Annotated in this window: 16 protein-coding genes; 4 read left to right on the top strand and 12 right to left on the bottom strand. The window is 54.4% G+C overall.

From position 1 onward, the window contains the following. Window positions 1-128: 128 nt before the first annotated feature. From J1782_RS10645 to J1782_RS10630, 4 genes are all read right to left on the bottom strand, one after another. Window positions 129-1,160 carry a FecR domain-containing protein gene (locus J1782_RS10645; RefSeq protein ID WP_217153125.1) on the bottom strand — a complete coding sequence of 344 codons (1,032 nt, stop codon included), beginning with the start codon at window positions 1,158-1,160 and terminating at the stop codon, window positions 129-131. Continuing rightward, on the bottom strand, window positions 1,153-1,746 hold the full coding sequence (locus J1782_RS10640; protein ID WP_254303042.1) for an RNA polymerase sigma factor: 594 nt from the start codon (window positions 1,744-1,746) through the stop codon (window positions 1,153-1,155). The genes J1782_RS10645 and J1782_RS10640 overlap by 8 nt, the downstream gene beginning before the upstream one ends. 370 nt (window positions 1,747-2,116) lie before the next feature. Next, the gene (gene nifJ, locus J1782_RS10635; protein WP_217153124.1) at window positions 2,117-5,647 is read right to left on the bottom strand and encodes a pyruvate:ferredoxin (flavodoxin) oxidoreductase; all 3,531 of its coding nucleotides are present in this window, start codon (window positions 5,645-5,647) and stop codon (window positions 2,117-2,119) included. A gap of 239 nt (window positions 5,648-5,886) precedes the next feature. Continuing rightward, on the bottom strand, window positions 5,887-6,543 hold the full coding sequence (locus J1782_RS10630) for an MgtC/SapB family protein (protein WP_152327126.1): 657 nt from the start codon (window positions 6,541-6,543) through the stop codon (window positions 5,887-5,889). Between the two features lie 249 nt (window positions 6,544-6,792). Between J1782_RS10630 and J1782_RS10625 the strand changes: the two genes are divergently transcribed. After that, on the top strand, window positions 6,793-7,077 hold the full coding sequence (locus tag J1782_RS10625; protein WP_217153123.1) for a DUF333 domain-containing protein: 285 nt from the start codon (window positions 6,793-6,795) through the stop codon (window positions 7,075-7,077). Window positions 7,078-7,109: 32 nt separating this feature from the next. On the opposite strand, the gene J1782_RS10620 is transcribed toward J1782_RS10625, so the two are convergent. Both J1782_RS10620 and J1782_RS10615 read right to left on the bottom strand, forming a co-directional pair. Further along, window positions 7,110-7,526: an META domain-containing protein gene (locus J1782_RS10620; RefSeq protein WP_152327128.1), complete on the bottom strand. Its 417-nt coding sequence runs from the start codon at window positions 7,524-7,526 to the stop codon at window positions 7,110-7,112. Window positions 7,527-7,728: 202 nt separating this feature from the next. Beyond that, complete coding sequence (locus J1782_RS10615; protein WP_152327129.1) at window positions 7,729-8,454, bottom strand: pirin family protein; 726 nt, start codon at window positions 8,452-8,454, stop codon at window positions 7,729-7,731. Between the two features lie 157 nt (window positions 8,455-8,611). Here J1782_RS10615 and J1782_RS10610 point away from each other — a divergent pair, with 157 nt between their 5' ends. From J1782_RS10610 to J1782_RS10600, 3 genes are all read left to right on the top strand, one after another. Then, entirely contained in the window at window positions 8,612-9,502 is an 891-nt protein-coding gene (locus J1782_RS10610) for a LysR family transcriptional regulator (protein WP_217153143.1), read from the top strand. A gap of 131 nt (window positions 9,503-9,633) precedes the next feature. Then, window positions 9,634-10,401 (top strand): phytanoyl-CoA dioxygenase family protein, encoded by a 768-nt coding sequence (locus tag J1782_RS10605; RefSeq protein ID WP_165057732.1) that lies wholly within the window; start codon window positions 9,634-9,636, stop codon window positions 10,399-10,401. 128 nt (window positions 10,402-10,529) lie between these two features. After that, a complete protein-coding gene (locus tag J1782_RS10600) occupies window positions 10,530-11,381 on the top strand; it encodes an AraC family transcriptional regulator (RefSeq protein WP_217153122.1) in 852 nt (283 codons plus the stop codon). 62 nt (window positions 11,382-11,443) lie between these two features. Here the strand turns inward: J1782_RS10600 and otnK are convergent, their stop codons facing one another. From otnK to J1782_RS10570, 6 genes are all read right to left on the bottom strand, one after another. Beyond that, window positions 11,444-12,715: a 3-oxo-tetronate kinase gene (otnK, locus tag J1782_RS10595; protein ID WP_208952484.1), complete on the bottom strand. Its 1,272-nt coding sequence runs from the start codon at window positions 12,713-12,715 to the stop codon at window positions 11,444-11,446. Continuing rightward, window positions 12,709-13,386: an aspartate/glutamate racemase family protein gene (locus J1782_RS10590; protein ID WP_217153121.1), complete on the bottom strand. Its 678-nt coding sequence runs from the start codon at window positions 13,384-13,386 to the stop codon at window positions 12,709-12,711. The genes otnK and J1782_RS10590 overlap by 7 nt, the downstream gene beginning before the upstream one ends. Window positions 13,387-13,409: 23 nt before the next feature. Continuing rightward, window positions 13,410-14,108, bottom strand: coding sequence for a substrate-binding domain-containing protein (locus tag J1782_RS10585; protein WP_217153120.1), 699 nt, complete (start codon window positions 14,106-14,108; stop codon window positions 13,410-13,412). 75 nt (window positions 14,109-14,183) lie between these two features. Then, window positions 14,184-15,098, bottom strand: coding sequence for an AEC family transporter (locus J1782_RS10580; protein ID WP_165057725.1), 915 nt, complete (start codon window positions 15,096-15,098; stop codon window positions 14,184-14,186). A 46-nt stretch (window positions 15,099-15,144) separates the two neighbouring features. Further along, a complete protein-coding gene (locus tag J1782_RS10575; RefSeq protein WP_165057723.1) occupies window positions 15,145-15,783 on the bottom strand; it encodes an aldolase in 639 nt (212 codons plus the stop codon). Between the two features lie 12 nt (window positions 15,784-15,795). Then, window positions 15,796-16,569 carry a DeoR/GlpR family DNA-binding transcription regulator gene (locus J1782_RS10570; protein ID WP_235937313.1) on the bottom strand — a complete coding sequence of 258 codons (774 nt, stop codon included), beginning with the start codon at window positions 16,567-16,569 and terminating at the stop codon, window positions 15,796-15,798. Window positions 16,570-16,654: the final 85 nt, after the last annotated feature.

Raw genomic sequence — 16,654 nt, 5'->3', positions numbered from 1 at the left:
GCAGTTATCCCCAGAAAAAACCAAATAAGAATCATTATCCTTTCTGAAGACGAGACCGACGCCAAAACCCTGACGTCGTCTGCTGAAATTTTTTAAACTTTTTTAGCGGGTGGAGATTTTTGTGACGATCAGCGCCGCGATATCTGCGTTTCGCCGGTCTGCGTGCTGATTTTTACCGGCAACACTTTAGGCAATGCGCGGACGAAGCTGTCCGGGCGGTGAACGTTAAAACTGCCGCTGATGCGCAGCGCGGCGACGTCCGGCGAGGCTGCGTGGTAAGGCATTTCGCCGTAACGCGAGAATTCGGCCAGCGCCAGACTGAGCGGGGTGTTATTAAAATTAATCCGCGACTGCCGCCAGTCGGCAATGGTGTCCGGCGCGACAGACGCCTGACGCGTCAGTGCGCCGCTGGCATCGCTGGTCGCCCGCTGCGTGGCGCGAAGCACCATCAGATGACGGTTTTGCGGATCCTGCCGCAGCGTAGCCATCACGCGCCAGTGCATATTTTGCAGCCACGACCGCGGCCCGACACGCACCGCGCCGCTGCTTACGGCAACGTCCGTACCGTCGCCGCTCATCGATTTCGGAATGTACCGTACGCTGAAATGAGTCCCCAAAACCGTCACGCGGGAAGGACCGCTGAAAACGATAAACGGCTTATCTTCCAGATGCTGTACCTGAAAATACGCCTGACCTTTGATCAGCGTGACTTCGCGGCGTTGCTCAAAATACGCGACCTGCAACTGCGTTTCGGCATCAAGGCTGACTAGCGTGCCATCGGGCAACGTGAGTTGTTCTAATTCTCCGCGACCGGTATGAAACGCGGTGGTCATGACCGGCGGTGCAAACCCCTGCCACGCGGGCCACATCAGTATCACGCAAAGCAGCGCGGCAACCGGGGCGGCAAACCAGAAAGCACGACGCGCCTGGGGCTTTTTCACCGGCAGCGAAGCCCGCAACCGGGCAATATTTTTCTGCGGCAAATCGCCGACGCGCTGCCATACGGCCTGCATCGCCTGGAATTCCCCGGCATTTTCGCCCTGCGAGAGCCACTCATCAAACTCGCGCTGTTCGCGTACCGACAAACCGGCCTGTTGCCGGCTCAGCCACCGCGCGGCCTGTTCGCTGGCGGACATCTGCGCATCGGAGATGTTATTCATCGCGGGCATCCTTTTCTGCGTGACCGGCGGCGTTCGGGGTGTGATGTTCCTGCTGCCAGGCGTCATTGCTGTTCCGGCAGGCGATCATGGCGCGGATAATATGCTTCTCGACCATATTGATGGATATTCCCATGTGGCTCGCGACATCCTTTTGCGACAAACCGTCAAAACGATGCAGGATAAAAGCTTCCCGGCATCGTGGCGGCAGGGCTTCGATGGTGCGGGTCATCAGCGCATTATACTGATTTTCTTCAATGAGTTCGTAAGGTTGCAGATAAGACGGTGCGGCAAAATGCGCGCCATCGGTTTCTTCAGACGCCTCATCCAGCGGAAGTTCGGGGCGGCGATAATGATCGACCAGCAGATTTCGCGCGATGCGATACAGCAAACTCCGGTGCGACCGGACCGGCTGCGTGACAGACAAAGCCCGGATAAACGTCTCCTGCGCCATGTCTTCTGCATGCTCGCGGTCACGAAGCTTACGGTTAATAAACCGATATAATTCAGTGTAATATTTCTCGAAAGCCGGCACTGGATTCTCAGATAATGAAAGACAGGGAACTTCTGCGATGCCTATTTTAGACATAAATCCCATAATCATTCATTCACAAATGATAATCATTCTCGAAATAAATTAAGCTCATCCTCCCATTTGCCTTAAGTAAAAAATGAGGCGTTCTGTTAAAGATCCTCTTTTGACGTTTATTTTTTTGAAATATTACCCTGGCGCGCTCAGAAATTTTGCTGACCGGAAGTTCGGGACCTGGGGCTCGAATCTTTGAGGAAGGAACCGCGCAGCGGCAAGATTTCGCGCCACACGCCGGAGCGGCAGAACATGTCCGTCGTTCCGGCAACAGCGCGCAGTGAGAAAAATGCAGGATTGTTAAGGAGCGCGTTTACGCTCCTTAACCCGGTGTGGGCTGGCGCCCACGACCTTAATTTTAAAGACCCAAAACTTACGACTCAGACTCGCTCTTCTTCCCTGCGAGCATCGCCAAAAAGTCATATTTCTGCTGCAATTCCTTCTCCGCCGCGGCATACAACTGCGCCGCCACTTCCGGTTGTTGCGCATTCAGCCTTCTGAACCGCTGCTCATTGTTGAGTGTATCGGTCAGCCCGCTGGAAGGCGGCCTTGAATCGAGTGCCAGCGCCGGTTTGCCTTCTTCCACGCGGCGCGGATCAAACCGGTACAGCGGCCAGAAACCGGTGGTGGTCAGCTGTTTCATCTGATCATGGCTGAGCGCCAGATCGTAGCCGTGCTCTTCGCACGGGCTGTACGCGATGACAAGCGACGGCCCCGGATAAGCTTCGGCTTCCTGAATCGCCTTCACCGTCTGGTTGAGCTGCGCGCCGAGGGAGATTTGCGCCACATACACATGACCATACATCATCATGCTCACACCCAGATCTTTACGGGATTTGCGCTTGCCCTGTTCGGCGAATTTCGTGACCGCACCCAGCGGCGTGGCTTTCGACTGCTGTCCGCCGGTGTTGGAATAACACTGGGTATCGAGTACCAGCACGTTGACGTTTTCCGTCAGGCTCAGGACATGATCCAGCCCGCCGAAACCGATGTCATACGCCCAGCCGTCGCCGCCGATCAGCCAGATGGATTTATCCACCAGATAATCCGCGTCGGTCGCCAGCTGACGCGCGTCTGGTGTATCAATGTCGGCCAGAATTTTACGCAGCGCGGTGACGTGGCCGCGTTTAACTTCCGGCGTGGACGTTTCATCGCGAAGGCCGCCCAGCACATCGGCCGGAATATGCGGTTCCAGCGATTCCACCAGACGCAGCACGCGGCGGCGATGCTGATCGACCGTCAGACGGAAGCCCAGCCCGAACTCGGCGTTGTCTTCAAACAGTGAGTTCGCCCACGCCGGACCGCGGCCATCGGCGTTGGTGGTGTAAGGTGTTGACGGTAAATTACCGCCGTAAATGGACGAACAGCCGGTGGCGTTGGCAATCAGCAAACGGTCGCCGTACAGCTGCGTCAGCAGTTTGATGTAAGGCGTTTCGCCACAACCGGAACAGGCACCGGAATACTCAAACAGCGGCGTAATCAGCTGCGAGGTGCGGATATCAATGCGTTCCAGCGTGGTTTTATCGATTTCCGGCAGCCTGAGGAAGAAGTCATAGTTGGCGCGTTCTTCTTCCAGGTGCTCAATGCGGTCAGCCATGTTAATGGCTTTAATGGACGGATCCTGACGGTCTTTCGCCGGGCAGACTTCCACGCACAAATTACACCCGGTGCAGTCTTCGGGCGCGACCTGCAATACGTATTTCTGGCCGCGCATGTCACGGGATTTAACGTCCAGCGATTGCAGCGCGGCAGGGGCGTTTTCCATGGCGTCCGGCTGAACCACTTTGGCGCGAATGGCCGAGTGCGGGCAGGCGGCGACGCAGTGGTTACACTGCGTACACAGATCCGGCTTCCAGATCGGCACTTCTTCAGCAATGTTACGTTTTTCCCACTGCGTGGTACCGGTCGGCCAGGTGCCATCCGGCGGGAAGGCAGAAACCGGCAGGGCGTCGCCAAGCCCGGCCAGCATGGTGGCGGTGACGGTTTTGACGAAATCCGGTGCAGCGTCGGAAACAATGGGCGGACGTTTGCGCGGATTTTCCGGAATGGCCTGCAACGGCACGGCAACCAGTTCTTCCAGCGTGGCGGCCAGCGCCATCCAGTTGCGCGTGACCACGTCTTCGCCTTTGCTGCTGTAACTGCGGGCAATCGCGCCCTGCAATTCTTTCAGCGCTTCGTCACCCGGCAGGATTTGCGTCAGGTGGAAGAACGCCATCTGCATGACGGTGTTAATGCGCGCGCCGAGTTTGCACTCGCGGGCAATTTTCGCCGCGTTAATTACGTAGAAACGGGCTTCGCGCTGAATCAGCGTCGCCTGCACTTCCAGCGGTAACCGCGCCCAGACTTCATCGGCGCTGAACGGTGTGTTAAGCAGGAAAATCCCGCCATGACGCAGACGTTCTGCCATCTGATACAGGTCGATAAACTGCCACTGGTGGCAGGCAACGAAATGCGCCTGACTGACCAGATACGCGGATTTGATCGGCTTTTCACTGACGCGCAGATGTGAAACCGTCAGGCCACCGGCCTTTTTGGAGTCATAGACGAAATAACCCTGCGCATACATCGGCGTGCTGTTACCGATGATCTTGATGTTGTTTTTGGTCGCCGATACAGAACCGTCGCTGCCCAGCCCGTAGAACAGGGCTTCGAGTGAGGCGCGCTCAGGCAACTCTTCTTCAACCACCGGCAGGGAAAGCCCGGTGACGTCGTCATAAATGCCGACGGTGAAGCGCGGACGCGGTTTGCTGAGCGCCAGCTCGCGGAACACTGACAGTACGCAGTCCGGCCCGAATTCTTTTGACGATAATCCGTAACGGCCGCCGATCACTTTCGGCAGCGAATCGCGCTCGCCGCTGTTATAGGCCTCAGCCAGCGCGGTCATGATATCGAGATACAGCGGTTCGGCCAGCGCGCCCGGCTCTTTGGTGCGGTCCAGCACGGCAATGCTTTTCACGGATTGCGGCAGCACGGCCAGCAAATGTTCAGCGCTGAACGGACGGTATAAACGCACTTTCAGCACGCCAACCTTCTCACCGCGCGCATTCAGGGTTTCGATGACTTCTTCGGCGGTGCCGATCCCGGAACCCATCAGCACGATCACGCGTTCTGCCTGCGGATCGCCGACGTATTCGAACGGCTTATATTCGCGGCCGGTGAGGGCGGCGAACGCATTCATGGCGTCGACCACGTGCTGGCAGGTGGCGTTGTAATACGGATTGGTGGCTTCGCGTGACTGGAAATAAGTGTCAGGGTTGGCTGACGTGCCGCGGATCACCGGATGATCCGGTGACAAGGCGCGGGCGCGGTGTGCGTCAATCTGCGCCTGCGGCAGCATCTGCTGGAGCGTGTCGTCGCTCAGCGGCGCGATTTTATTGATTTCATGTGAGGTCCGGAAACCGTCGAAGAAATGGATAAATGGCACGCGGCTGTTCAGGCTGGCGACCTGGGCAATCAGCGCGAAATCCTGCGCTTCCTGTACGCTGGCGGCAGAGAGCAGGGCGCAACCGGTCTGGCGCACGGCCATAACGTCGGAATGATCGCCGAAAATAGACAACGCGTGCGTCGCAACGGTACGCGCCGCAACGTGCAGGACAAACGGCGTCAGCTGACCGGCCAGTTTGTACAACACCGGGATCATCAGCAACAGACCCTGCGACGAGGTGAAAGAGGTCGACAGCGCGCCGGTTTGTAATGCGCCGTGGACAGTGGAAATCGCACCGGCCTCAGACTGCATTTCCATTACCGTCGGGACATCGCCCCACAAATTTTTCTTCCCTTCGCCAGACCAGGCACCGGCAATTTCGGCCATGGTAGAACTGGGAGTGATCGGGTAGATGGCAATGACTTCGTTGGTGCGATAAGCCACGGAAGCGACTGCGTTATTACCGTCAGTGGTGATCATGGAATACCCTTTGCTTTGCTCACAAAAAGGCCGGAAAACAGTAATTTTCACCGGCAATAATTATAAAAGCTTAGCAGAGGGGGGATTAATCAATTTATCCTGATTGTGTGCAGGGGTTTTTAGCCTTGCTTTTTAGAGGGTTATGAGCAACGGGGCGGTTTCAGGAATAGTCGTAGCCGCTGAAAGGAATAACCGGAGAGTCAGCGGCGAAATAGGGAAATTCGCGCGGTGAACGGCGATTAATTAATATCGATGCGTTTTATTCCTTTCACCGACATCAGTGCTTCATAAAGTTTGTCGACACTTTGTTTAGGCCGCAGGATAACGTCCAGAATCAGTTCACATTTGCTTTCATCTTCATCGCGCTGATTGATTTTGATATGGCCGGGGCGAATACGCATCTTCTGTAATGCGACTAAAACCGCAGGCACACTTTCCGGCAATAAACGTATTTCAATTAAATGGTGATGACCGACCCAGTGATTGCTGATCTGGCGAAAAACTTCCAGCACAATTAAGGTCATAAAAGCGCCATATATCCCGATCTCATACAGACCGCTACCAATCACCAGACCGATGGCGGCAGTGACCCATAATCCGGCGGCGGTGGTTAATCCCTTAACAATTTGCTTCTGGATAATGATGGTCCCGGCCCCGAGAAAGCCCATCCCGCTGACCACCTGCGCTGCCACGCGGCTGGGGTCAAAACTAACGTGCGTTTGCATCAGAATATCGGCGAAGCCGTATTTCGACACAATCATAAACATGGCGCTGCCAATCCCCACCAGAATATGAGTACGTAATCCGGCTTCTTTGGCGCGTAATTGACGTTCGATGCCGATCAATCCGCCCAAAGCACCGGCCAGGGCGATCCGCAGTAAGAAATCTGTCAGCATGTATTGCTCCTTTATCGTTATATTTCCCGTTCTAATTCAGGAGGAAAAGCGGTTAATCACTCTCTATTTTATGAGTCAAAGAAATAACCAGACGAAATAAAATGTGTCGGAGTGTTTAATTTTGGAATTATTTTAGGAAAAAGTTGATGTTATTTCGCCAACAGGCTCGACGCAGGCGAAAAACCTCGGATATGATGGCGATTCGAAAAAATTCCCCGCATTACCCAAAATCATTCAGGAGCAGGACAGATGATCACTGCGTTTCGCGTGTTACTGGCCGCCGGTGTGCTGGTGTTAGCCGCATGCAGCAGCCACGACGATTCGGCTGACGTTCCCCAAAAAGGCAACAGCGTGAATGTCGGTCAGCGTACCGTCAATATGGACAGCCCGGCCTTTGCAGCCTGTTCAATGGCGGGCGGGCAACTCAGATTAGCGCCACAGCTCGATGGCAGCCGCGTCGGCATGTGCTCAATGGCGAATGGTCGTCAGTGCTCTGAAGCCGCGTTGATGCAAGGGCGTTGTACTGCGGGTTAAAATAGCCAGACGTGTGTCTGGCTTTTTCATGATTACATCCGGTCTTTCAGGCGGTAAACCAGCGTATGTTTACCCTGTTTCAGGACCATCTTGTTCTCATTCAGGGAAACGGCCGCGCCGTTGTTCAGCACGTCGCTGATCACGTGATCCCATTTGTTCAGGTTCTCGTCCGGACACAGCATCATGGTTGAGGCCAGACCTTTCACCGTCAGCACGTTATTTTCCAGATTGCCCTGACCCATAAAGCGGTTACACATCTGGCCGGAAACATGCAGGTTTGAGCCGAACTCAATTTCCGGAATACGGCCCTGTGCGGCCGGAACCGTCTGACCATCCACACTCAGCAACTCAAAACGATGATGCTGCAAATCAGTTTGCTTCACGCCGGTCTGGCTGCTACATGCGCTGATAGTGATGGCGGCTGCCAGAACAAACAGTGACTTCTTCATGTTCTCTCCTGAGAAATATTCCATATGTGTCATACATATCGTTATATTCATCTTAATATATTACGTATTGCATCGCAATTATAGCGCAGGTGAATATATCGTCAGAACACTGCACGATGCCCAAAAAAAAGCCTGCGACCTTCCTTTTCAGGATGATCACAGGCTTGGGCTTTTGCGTACTTTACTCAGGCATTACGCCGTATCAGCGTGACGGATGATTCACTTCAACCGGACGCAAATCAAACAGCAACACTTCCGCCTGGTCGCCGTCGGTAAAGGTGACGCTATCTTCATTGCGGATACGCGCGCCATCGCCGGTTCTGAATTCGACACCGTTCACCTTGATGCTGCCGCGGGCAACGTGGATGTAAGCATAGCGATCCGCATCGAGGGCAAACGTCGCCTGTTCTGCACCGTCGAAGAAACCGGCGTAGATTTTCATGTCCTGACGCACGGTCAGCGAACCGCCGGTACCCGATGGTGAAACAATCAGGCGGAATTTCCCGCGTTTTTCCGCTTCCGCGACGGACACCTGCTGGTATCCCGGTTGGGTGCCATTTTCTGACGGCACAATCCAGATTTGCAGGAAATGCACGTTTTCTTCACCGGAGTGGTTGAACTCACTGTGCGTCACGCCACTGCCTGCGCTCATCAGCTGAACATCGCCGGGGACAATCACGGAACCGGTGCCCATTGAATCTTTATGTTCCAGCGCGCCTTCGAGCACATAGGAGATGATTTCCATGTTGCTGTGCGGGTGCGCCCCGAAGCCGCGACCCGGTGCGACCTGGTCATCGTTAATCACCAGCAGGTCTGAGAAACCGACCTGTTTTGGATCCCAGTAATTGGCGAAAGAAAATGTGTGACGGGAATGCAACCAGCCGTGGTCACCTAAGCCGCGTTGTTCAGAGAGACGTTGTTCGATCATGGTGTACTCCTCAGTGTTGTCAGGGGGAAAGTGCGTTTGCGCTTCCGATGAACAGAGAATACACGTAAACCAATTTGCTCAACAATGAGGTAGAATGACTATCACTGTCGCATTTTGGTTGACAATAACAGGTTGTATTCCTCAGGGCGAAACTGACATGCAGATTGAAGATCTCCGTATTTTTGTGGCGGTAGTGAAAGCCGGGAATTTCACCGCAGCGGCCGAACAACTGCTGCTTTCTAAACAATACGTCAGCCGCCGGATGGCCGCGCTGGAAGCTTCGCTGAGCGTCAGGTTGCTCAACCGCAATACGCGCAAACTGTCGGTGACCGAATCCGGCCAGCTTTTTGCACAACATGCGCAGCGTATTCTCGATGATATCGAAGAAGCCGAAAGGGCGGTTTCACCTAAACGCCAGGCGTTGCAGGGCTCATACCGCATCAGTATTCCGATGTCATTTGGCATCAGCCATCTCTCACCGCTGATTGCGGAGTTTTTGCAGCAAAATCCGGAGATTCAGTTTCAGGTGGAACTGGTGGACAGGTATGTCGATCTGGTGGGCGAAGGCTTTGATATTGCCATCCGTATTGGCAATCTGGCGGATTCTTCGCTGGTGGCGCGCCGTCTGGGGCAGCTTAAACGCGTTATCTGTTGCAGCCCCGGTTATCTTGAGCGGCGCGGCACGCCGGAAACGCCGGACGATTTACTCCGGCACGATTGCCTGCGTTATGGCCGCGAAGGGCAAAACGGCTGGGAGCTGGAGCGCCACGGCAAACTGCGGATTTTCGACGTGCGCGGGCCGGTGCTGAGCAACAACGGCGAAGTGCTGCGCGACGCCGCCATTTCCGGGCTGGGCATTGTATTGCTGCCTGAATTTATCGTCGGTCCGGCGCTCGAAAACGGCTCGCTGGTAACCATCCTTGATGCCTTCCAGCCCGGCTCGCTCAGCCTGCATGCGCTCTATCCGCAGCATCGCCAGCGCAGCGAAGTCACCCGCGTGTTTCTCGATTTCTTACAGGAAAGGCTGAAAGCGCAGCGGGTGTCGTAAGCTTTGCCACCCGCATCACATTCCTCTTTGAATCACACAAATATCCAGCTCTTTGTAGGATTTGCATCGTTTATTCCTATAAAAAATGCCGTACTTTTGTGTTGCACAAACGTTAACTGAAGAGGTGGTAAATGATAAATTCATCTGAGCAATACCTGGACGCCCTCGGCGCAACGCAGTCGCTTACCGCAGAACAGACCGCTGAGCTGGAAACTAAGGGTTACGTTATTATTCATAACGTGATCGACAAAGACTGGCTGGAAGATATGCGCGTGACCTTCGATGCGCTGGTGGAAAAAGAGGGTGACAATCTGGCCGTTGAGCATCATCAGGAAGCCACCGCGACGCGTATTGCGAACATGATTAACAAAGGCACGGTCTGGGAAAAAGTGTGGTCGCATCCGCTGATCCTGTCCGTTTGCCGCCACATTTTCCGCGGCGCGTTTAAGGTGTCGAGCCTCAATGGTCGCGAAGCGCTGCACCGTGGCGGACATCAACCGCTGCATGCTGACTGGAAAAAACCTCGTCCGGACTTCCCCAAAGTGCATCTGGTGAACTCCATCTGGGCGATTGATGATCTCAGTGCGGCAAACGGCGCACCGCGGATTATTCCGGGGACGCATCACCGGCCTGAACTGCCGGAAGATGTTCTGGCGGACGTCGGATTACCACATCCTGATGAAGTGGTGTTCGAAGCTCCGGCCGGAAGCGTGATGATTTATGATGCGCACGCCTGGCACGGCGGCACCAACAATACCGTCGGCACACGCCGACGCGTGCTGCACAGTTTGTACATTGACCGTGAAGATGCGCAGCAGCAGGATCAGCGCAAATGGCTTAAACCGGAAACCGCCAGCCGCCTGACACCGGCGCAAAAATGGTTGCTGGATGTGTTGTAAATGCCACACCGGTCAAAACCGTTGGCGTCGGCTAACACCGGTCAAGACCTGGGGCCAGTTTGGGTGGCAACCCAAGGTCTTGACCTTGATGGCAAGATTCAATGCAATTGAAAAACTGAGAGAACGCCATGCTGCCCGTTGTGATAGACACTCTTTTCCGATCGTTTTGTGGCAGTGAAGCGCAGGCGGTGCGCTTTCCGGATAACACACAACCCATGCCCGAACTGGCGTTGCTGGTCAGCTTCCCGCGCATCGAATTTGTGGTCAGAGGCCACGTTCATGACCGCAGTCTTCCGGCTGAAAAGGGCTTGCTCAAAGAGGGCGACGCGCTGTATATCCCTGGTGGAAAATGGAATCTCACCCAGTGGAGCGCGCCCGCCGTGCTGCTGAGCATATTGTTCAGCAAAGAAAAACTCGGTTTCAGCCTGCAATCCTGGGACGGCAACCGGTTTTACGAAACGGACAAACAAAGCGTCGCCCGGCTGGGGCCGCGGGTCGGCTCGTTTTTATTGCAGGCCATGAATGAAATCGTTTCAAACCCGGATGACCAGCAAACCGCCCGCTGCGTGGTCGCCGGTTTGCTGAGCCATTGTCAGGAACAACTGGCGAACCGCACACAAATTCTGACCCGCAGTGGCGCGCTGTTTGAAGTGATGAAAAAATATATCGAGGAAAACGCCTCGCTGCCGCTGACCCGCGAAAACGTGGCAAAGCGGTTCCATATCACGCCGAACTACCTCTCACATCTTTTCCGAAAATCCGGCGATACCGGCTTCAGCGAATACCTTAACCATGTCCGGCTGGAACGGGCAAAACTGCTGCTGAAAGGCTATGAACTGAAGATCAAAGAAGTGGCGAGCAGTTGCGGATTTGTCGACAGCAATTATTTTTGCCGCGTGTTCCGTAAAAGTACTGCGCGTTCGCCTTCGCAGTACCGTAGTCAGTGGCTGAGCCAGCATCCGGACATTAAAAAAGGGTAGTGTTTTGCCCTGATTTTCTGATCTAAATGGTGAGGGTGGAAAGGTTTTGAGGAAACGGCCCCTTACGGAGCCAGTGTCTGAAACGCGCGGTTGAAGAAGTCTTCGCTGCCAAAGTTGCCTGATTTCAACGCCAGCGCCATGGGTTGTGCATTGCGCATGGCCAGCAGTGCCGGAACGCCGGTGCTGATTTCTGCGCCAATCACCACCGAACCGAGTTGCAAGCCTTTCACCACCGCGCCGGAGGTTTCGCCGCCGCCGACGACAAGTCGTTTTACGCCCGCGTCTGCCAGAGCAACCGCCAGTGTGGCAAAGAAATCTTCGATGGCGTTCGCCACTTTTTCGCGGCCATAACGTTCCTGTAAAACTGACACGCTGGACACGTCGCCCGACGTCGTAATCAGCGGTGCGCGGTGCTGGTTTTGTTCAATGAAATCCAGCAGTGTTTCACGGGATACTTTTCCCAGAAGCAAGTCTTCCGCGTCAATCTGCAAAACGGCATGACCGGCGGCGTGCCGGGCAATCTGGCGCAACGTCATCCGCGAACAACTTCCCACGAGAATTGCGCCTTTTCCTTGCACGCCGATGCGCTGTGGCACATTGCCCTGCGCGTCGCCCCTGGCAATGAAATTATGCGGCAACCCCTGCGCGATAGCCGAACCGCCGGTAATCAGCCGTGCTTCATTGCAGGCCGCGCCGAGGGTGACCAGATCGGCGTTCGTGATGCTGTCGGTCACCACCAGGCAGCGGCCTTCTTCCGCCTGCGCCAAAAGCGCATCGCGCACTGACGCGCTGCCCGACTGAACCTGTTGCCACGAAATAAATCCCGGCGGATTTTCAGACTGCGCGGCCAGCACGCGGCGGATATCCGGGTCGGTCATCGGCGTGAGCGGGTGATGTTCCATGCCAGATTCATTGAGCGGGCTGGAGCCGACAAACAAATGCCCCTGATACAACGTCCGCCCCATATCGGGAAACGCCGGACACACCACCACGCCGCGTGCGCCAAGCCGGTTCGCCAGCGCTTCCGCCACCGGGCCAATATTCCCGGCAGGCGTGGAATCAAACGTCGAGCAATATTTGAAGACAATCTGACAACAACCTTGCGCCAACAGCCATTCACAGGCTGCCAGCGATTGTGCGACGGCTTCGGCGGCGGGCAGCGAACGGCTTTTCAGCGCAATCACGCCGGCCTCAATGTCCGGCAACGCCGCATTTCCCGGCGTGCCCATGTACAGCGCTGTTTTCATGCCGCCTTCGCCCGCCAGGCCTTTCGCCAGCGTCACGCCTATATCGCTGGCGCCGGTGAAGTCATCGGCAATCACACCCATCAACATGATGTCTTTCCTTCATTATGCAAAACGCGCTTTTTCATCTCACTGACCGCCGCCTGCGGAGCCGCCAGAACCGGCACGCAGGTGATGGCCTGCACGGCTTTCAGCGCACGCGAGGTGGAGAAATGCGCCAGCATGATGGCGTCGCAGCCAGTCAGTTGCTGCGCATATTCCGCCACCAGCCGGTGGTGAGTTTCATCGTCACCGGCACGCAGCGCTTCAATCGCACCTTCGGCGCATACCGTCTTCAGTGAGACCGTTTTACCCAGACGCACGGCCATGTCGCTGAACTCTTTTTCCATTCCGGCGATGGCAGGGCGGAAAGTGGCGATCATACCCACGCGGCTTCCTGCATCGAGTGCGGCTAAAAACATGGCTTCATTGGGTTTCAGCACAGGAATGGTGAGCTGGTCAGCAAGTTTTTCCAGAGCTTCGCCAAACGCGGAGCAGGTCGCCAGAATACCGTCTGCGCCGGTATCACTGGCGTATTGCCCGAAGCGGATAAAACGTTCGGTGAGTGCCTGTGTCAGCTCAACATTTTTGGCCCGCTCAATAGACAACCCGTCATCGAGCAGATTTACCGGGATGGCGTCGGGCCATAATTCCGCCATTGCGACGCTGACGGGCTGCATTGCCACCGGCGTGGCGTGCAGCAGGACAATCGTTTTAGGCATGTTCTTCTCCTGTGGCTCAGGGGTTAAACCCGGCAATCAAGGCCGAAACGGGCGTAGGCCTCTTTTGAGGCTTGCGCAGTGACAATGTCAATCAGCGCGGCACCTTCGTTTTTTAGCGGGGAGGCGCTGAACAGCGCAATGGAAAACGACGTCACTTTTTGCAGTTCCTCCGGCAGACGACCAGCGATTTCAATGCCTGACACCACCAGCAGTTCGCTGATTTGCTGAACCGCCAGACTGGCTTCGCCGGTAATCAGTTTTTCTGCCGTAAATCCTTCCGGGATCGGGCTGGCTTTGGCGTCCACTTCTGCCTCAATGCCCAGACGGGTGAGCACGGTTTTAAAATGAATGCCGCTTGCGCCGCCGATGGAATAACAAACCGAACGTGTTTCCAGCAAGGTTTTTTTCAGCGCTTCTGGGGTGGAAACGTCTGGTCGGGTGTCGCCCTGTTTTACCGCGAAACCGATGCGCGAGACGATCAGCGGTTTACGGCTGGCGGCGTCCACTACGCCAAGTTCGATCAGCTCATCCATCGCCTGATCGGTCACAATGACTACGTCGCCGGTTAGCCCGCTGGCAATGTTTTTCATTAACACCGTGGTTGGCGTCCAGGTGATATCAATGTCGCCGTGTGACTGGCGGTATATGTCGAGCAGCGTGGCGTCAAACGGCGAGCGGACAACTAACGCGCTGTGCAGCGTAAGGTTTTTTGAAGAAGACATGCGTGACTCCTGGTTTCAGATAAAAGTGATGAACTTCAGGTACAGCGTTAATAATCGTAATCTTGAAAATTACAACTACATGGCCAGCCAGATGGTGAGTGGCACGGTGACCACTGCCAGGATTGTGCTCAGCATGATGGCGAAGGCGGCTTTCTCAGGGTGAACGTCCAGCGCTGACGCGACGGCGGCGATGTTGGCAGCGAGCGGATTACAGGCCAGCATGACCATCACCACATATTCATAGTGATTCAGATTAAACAAGCGGAATATCGCGATGATGACCAGCGCGTATAACCCTTGTTTCCACAGAATCGAGGCGATGGCGAACTTCCAGTCCGGAATTAATTTATCGAAGCGTGCCAGTGACATACCGATAATCATCATGCCCAGCGTGGAGTAACCGCCGACAAATCCGTCGACACTGCTTTTAATCACGTCCGGCAGTTCAAAGTGGAAGTATTTCAAAATCAGGGCAAGAATGGCCGCGTGCAGTGTCGGCATTTTCAATACCATGATCAGGCTGTTTTTAATGGAGTACCGGCCACGCGCGGTGATGTAATACGCGGCGGTAAATTCATAAATACTCGAGGCGACTTTGGCGAAAACCACGATGCTGATAGCTGCGGCGCCGTCCGGTGTACCGCCGAGCAAGCCAATGGCCAGTGGTAAGACAAAATAACCGACGTTACCTTGTCCGCCTGCTGCGCCGAATAAATTCGCGCGGTTGTCTTTCCATAATAAACGCCCGACCAGATACGCCAGAAAAGCGGCGATACAGGAGACAACATAAAACACTACCGAATACATGGCGTAATTAATGTTCGCCGGTGAGTTCAGGATAAGTACAAAACAGACTATCGGTGAGAAAATATAAATCAGTAATTTGGCAATATCCTGCGAGTTAACTTTAAACTTCCGTGTTGTATACCACCCCAGCATGGATACGGCGATTAAATAGGCCACCCGCGGCATGATTTCATATGCGGTCATTTTATTTACCTGTAATAGAGTAAGGGTAAGAGATAAATTATTATTATTACCAGTGGCAGCCGAACAGGGCGCACAACTCGTTAATTGCCTCATCCGGCAGCGCAATGACTTTTCTTTCTGACTTTAGCCATAATTTGGCGGTTTCTTCCAGTTCTTCGAGAATATAGCTGGCGTGTGCCACGGAATGTCCCCAGACTACCGGCCCGAGCCGTTCCAGCATCACCCCTTTCACATGATTTGCCAGCGTCGCAACGCGTTCAGCCACCTCCTGCGCGCCGGGGCGGTGATAATCAATCAGCGGGATTTTCCCCACTTTCATCACCTGATACGGTGTGATGGGCGGCAATATGGCCTCCGGAGACCAGACGCCGCACAGCGTCAGCAATACCAGATAGGTGGAATGCGTATGCGTTACACACTGCGCGTCCGGGTTATTCTGATAAATACCCTGATGCAGTTTCAGGGTTTTCGACGGTTTTTCGCCATTGATCCATTCGCCCTGAAGATTCACTTTGGCTATTTTTGCCGGATCCAGATTGCCCAGACAGGCGTCGGTCGGCGTAATCAGCCAGCCGTCGTCCAGGCGGGCGCTGATATTACCGGAAGAACCGACGGTATAGCCTCTTTGAAAAAGGGATTCCCCCGCAAAGCAAATATCTTCGCGTATTTTATTTTCCGATTTCATTATTTTCTCACATTATAAAATATCGACAAATGTCACTTTGGGTGAGGTCAGGTTTGACAATGTTTGTTTGCATTCTTTCGACACTGAATCGGTAATAATCTCATCCACCGTGTTCAGCGGGCAGACGGAATAAAAGCCGTATTTACCATATTTGCTGCTGTCGGAAATTAATATGCTCCGGTTAGCAACAGAAATAACAGTCTGCTTCACTTCGGCTTTGCCTTCATAAGGTGTCGAAATACCGTGTTTTAAATCCCATGAACTGGCGCTGAGAAAAGCCAGATCGATGTTCAGCGCTTTAATAAAATTAGCCGCACTTAGCCCGACGCAGGAATAGTTGCGTTTATCGACCCGCCCGCCGACATGAAATAAATCAATTGCCGGATTATTCATCAGTAACTGGGTGATGGAAAAATCATTGGTCACCACCGTTAACCGGAAATTTGCCGGAATGCAGCAGGCAATCTCAAAGGTGGTGGTGCCCGCATCCAGATAAATAATGGTGCCTTCGGCAATTCTGCGCATCGCGCACTGGCCGAGTTCTTTCTTGATCTTATGGTTCAGGTATGACTTTTCCTGCCATGGCAGTTCCTGATGCAAAAACTCGCTGAGTCGCACACCGCCGTTGACGCGCAGCACTTTCCCTTCACGTTCCAGCAACGTCGCATCGCGGCGAATGGTCATGTGCGACACATTCATCAGCGACGCCAGTTCGTCGTAATAGGCAATCTGGTTTTCATGGATGTGCCGGTAAATAAAATCGCGCCGCTCATTTGCACTCAGCATGCTGACCACCCGATAAATTGATTAACCTGATGCCTCTCAATGTTTAACAGTGTAGGCATTTCAATTTCACATTAAAAGTTGCGAA

Source organism: Rahnella sp. BCC 1045 (assembly GCF_019049615.1).
GTDB lineage: Bacteria > Pseudomonadota > Gammaproteobacteria > Enterobacterales > Enterobacteriaceae > Rahnella > Rahnella contaminans.
This window is presented reverse-complemented; position numbering and strand designations above follow the sequence as displayed.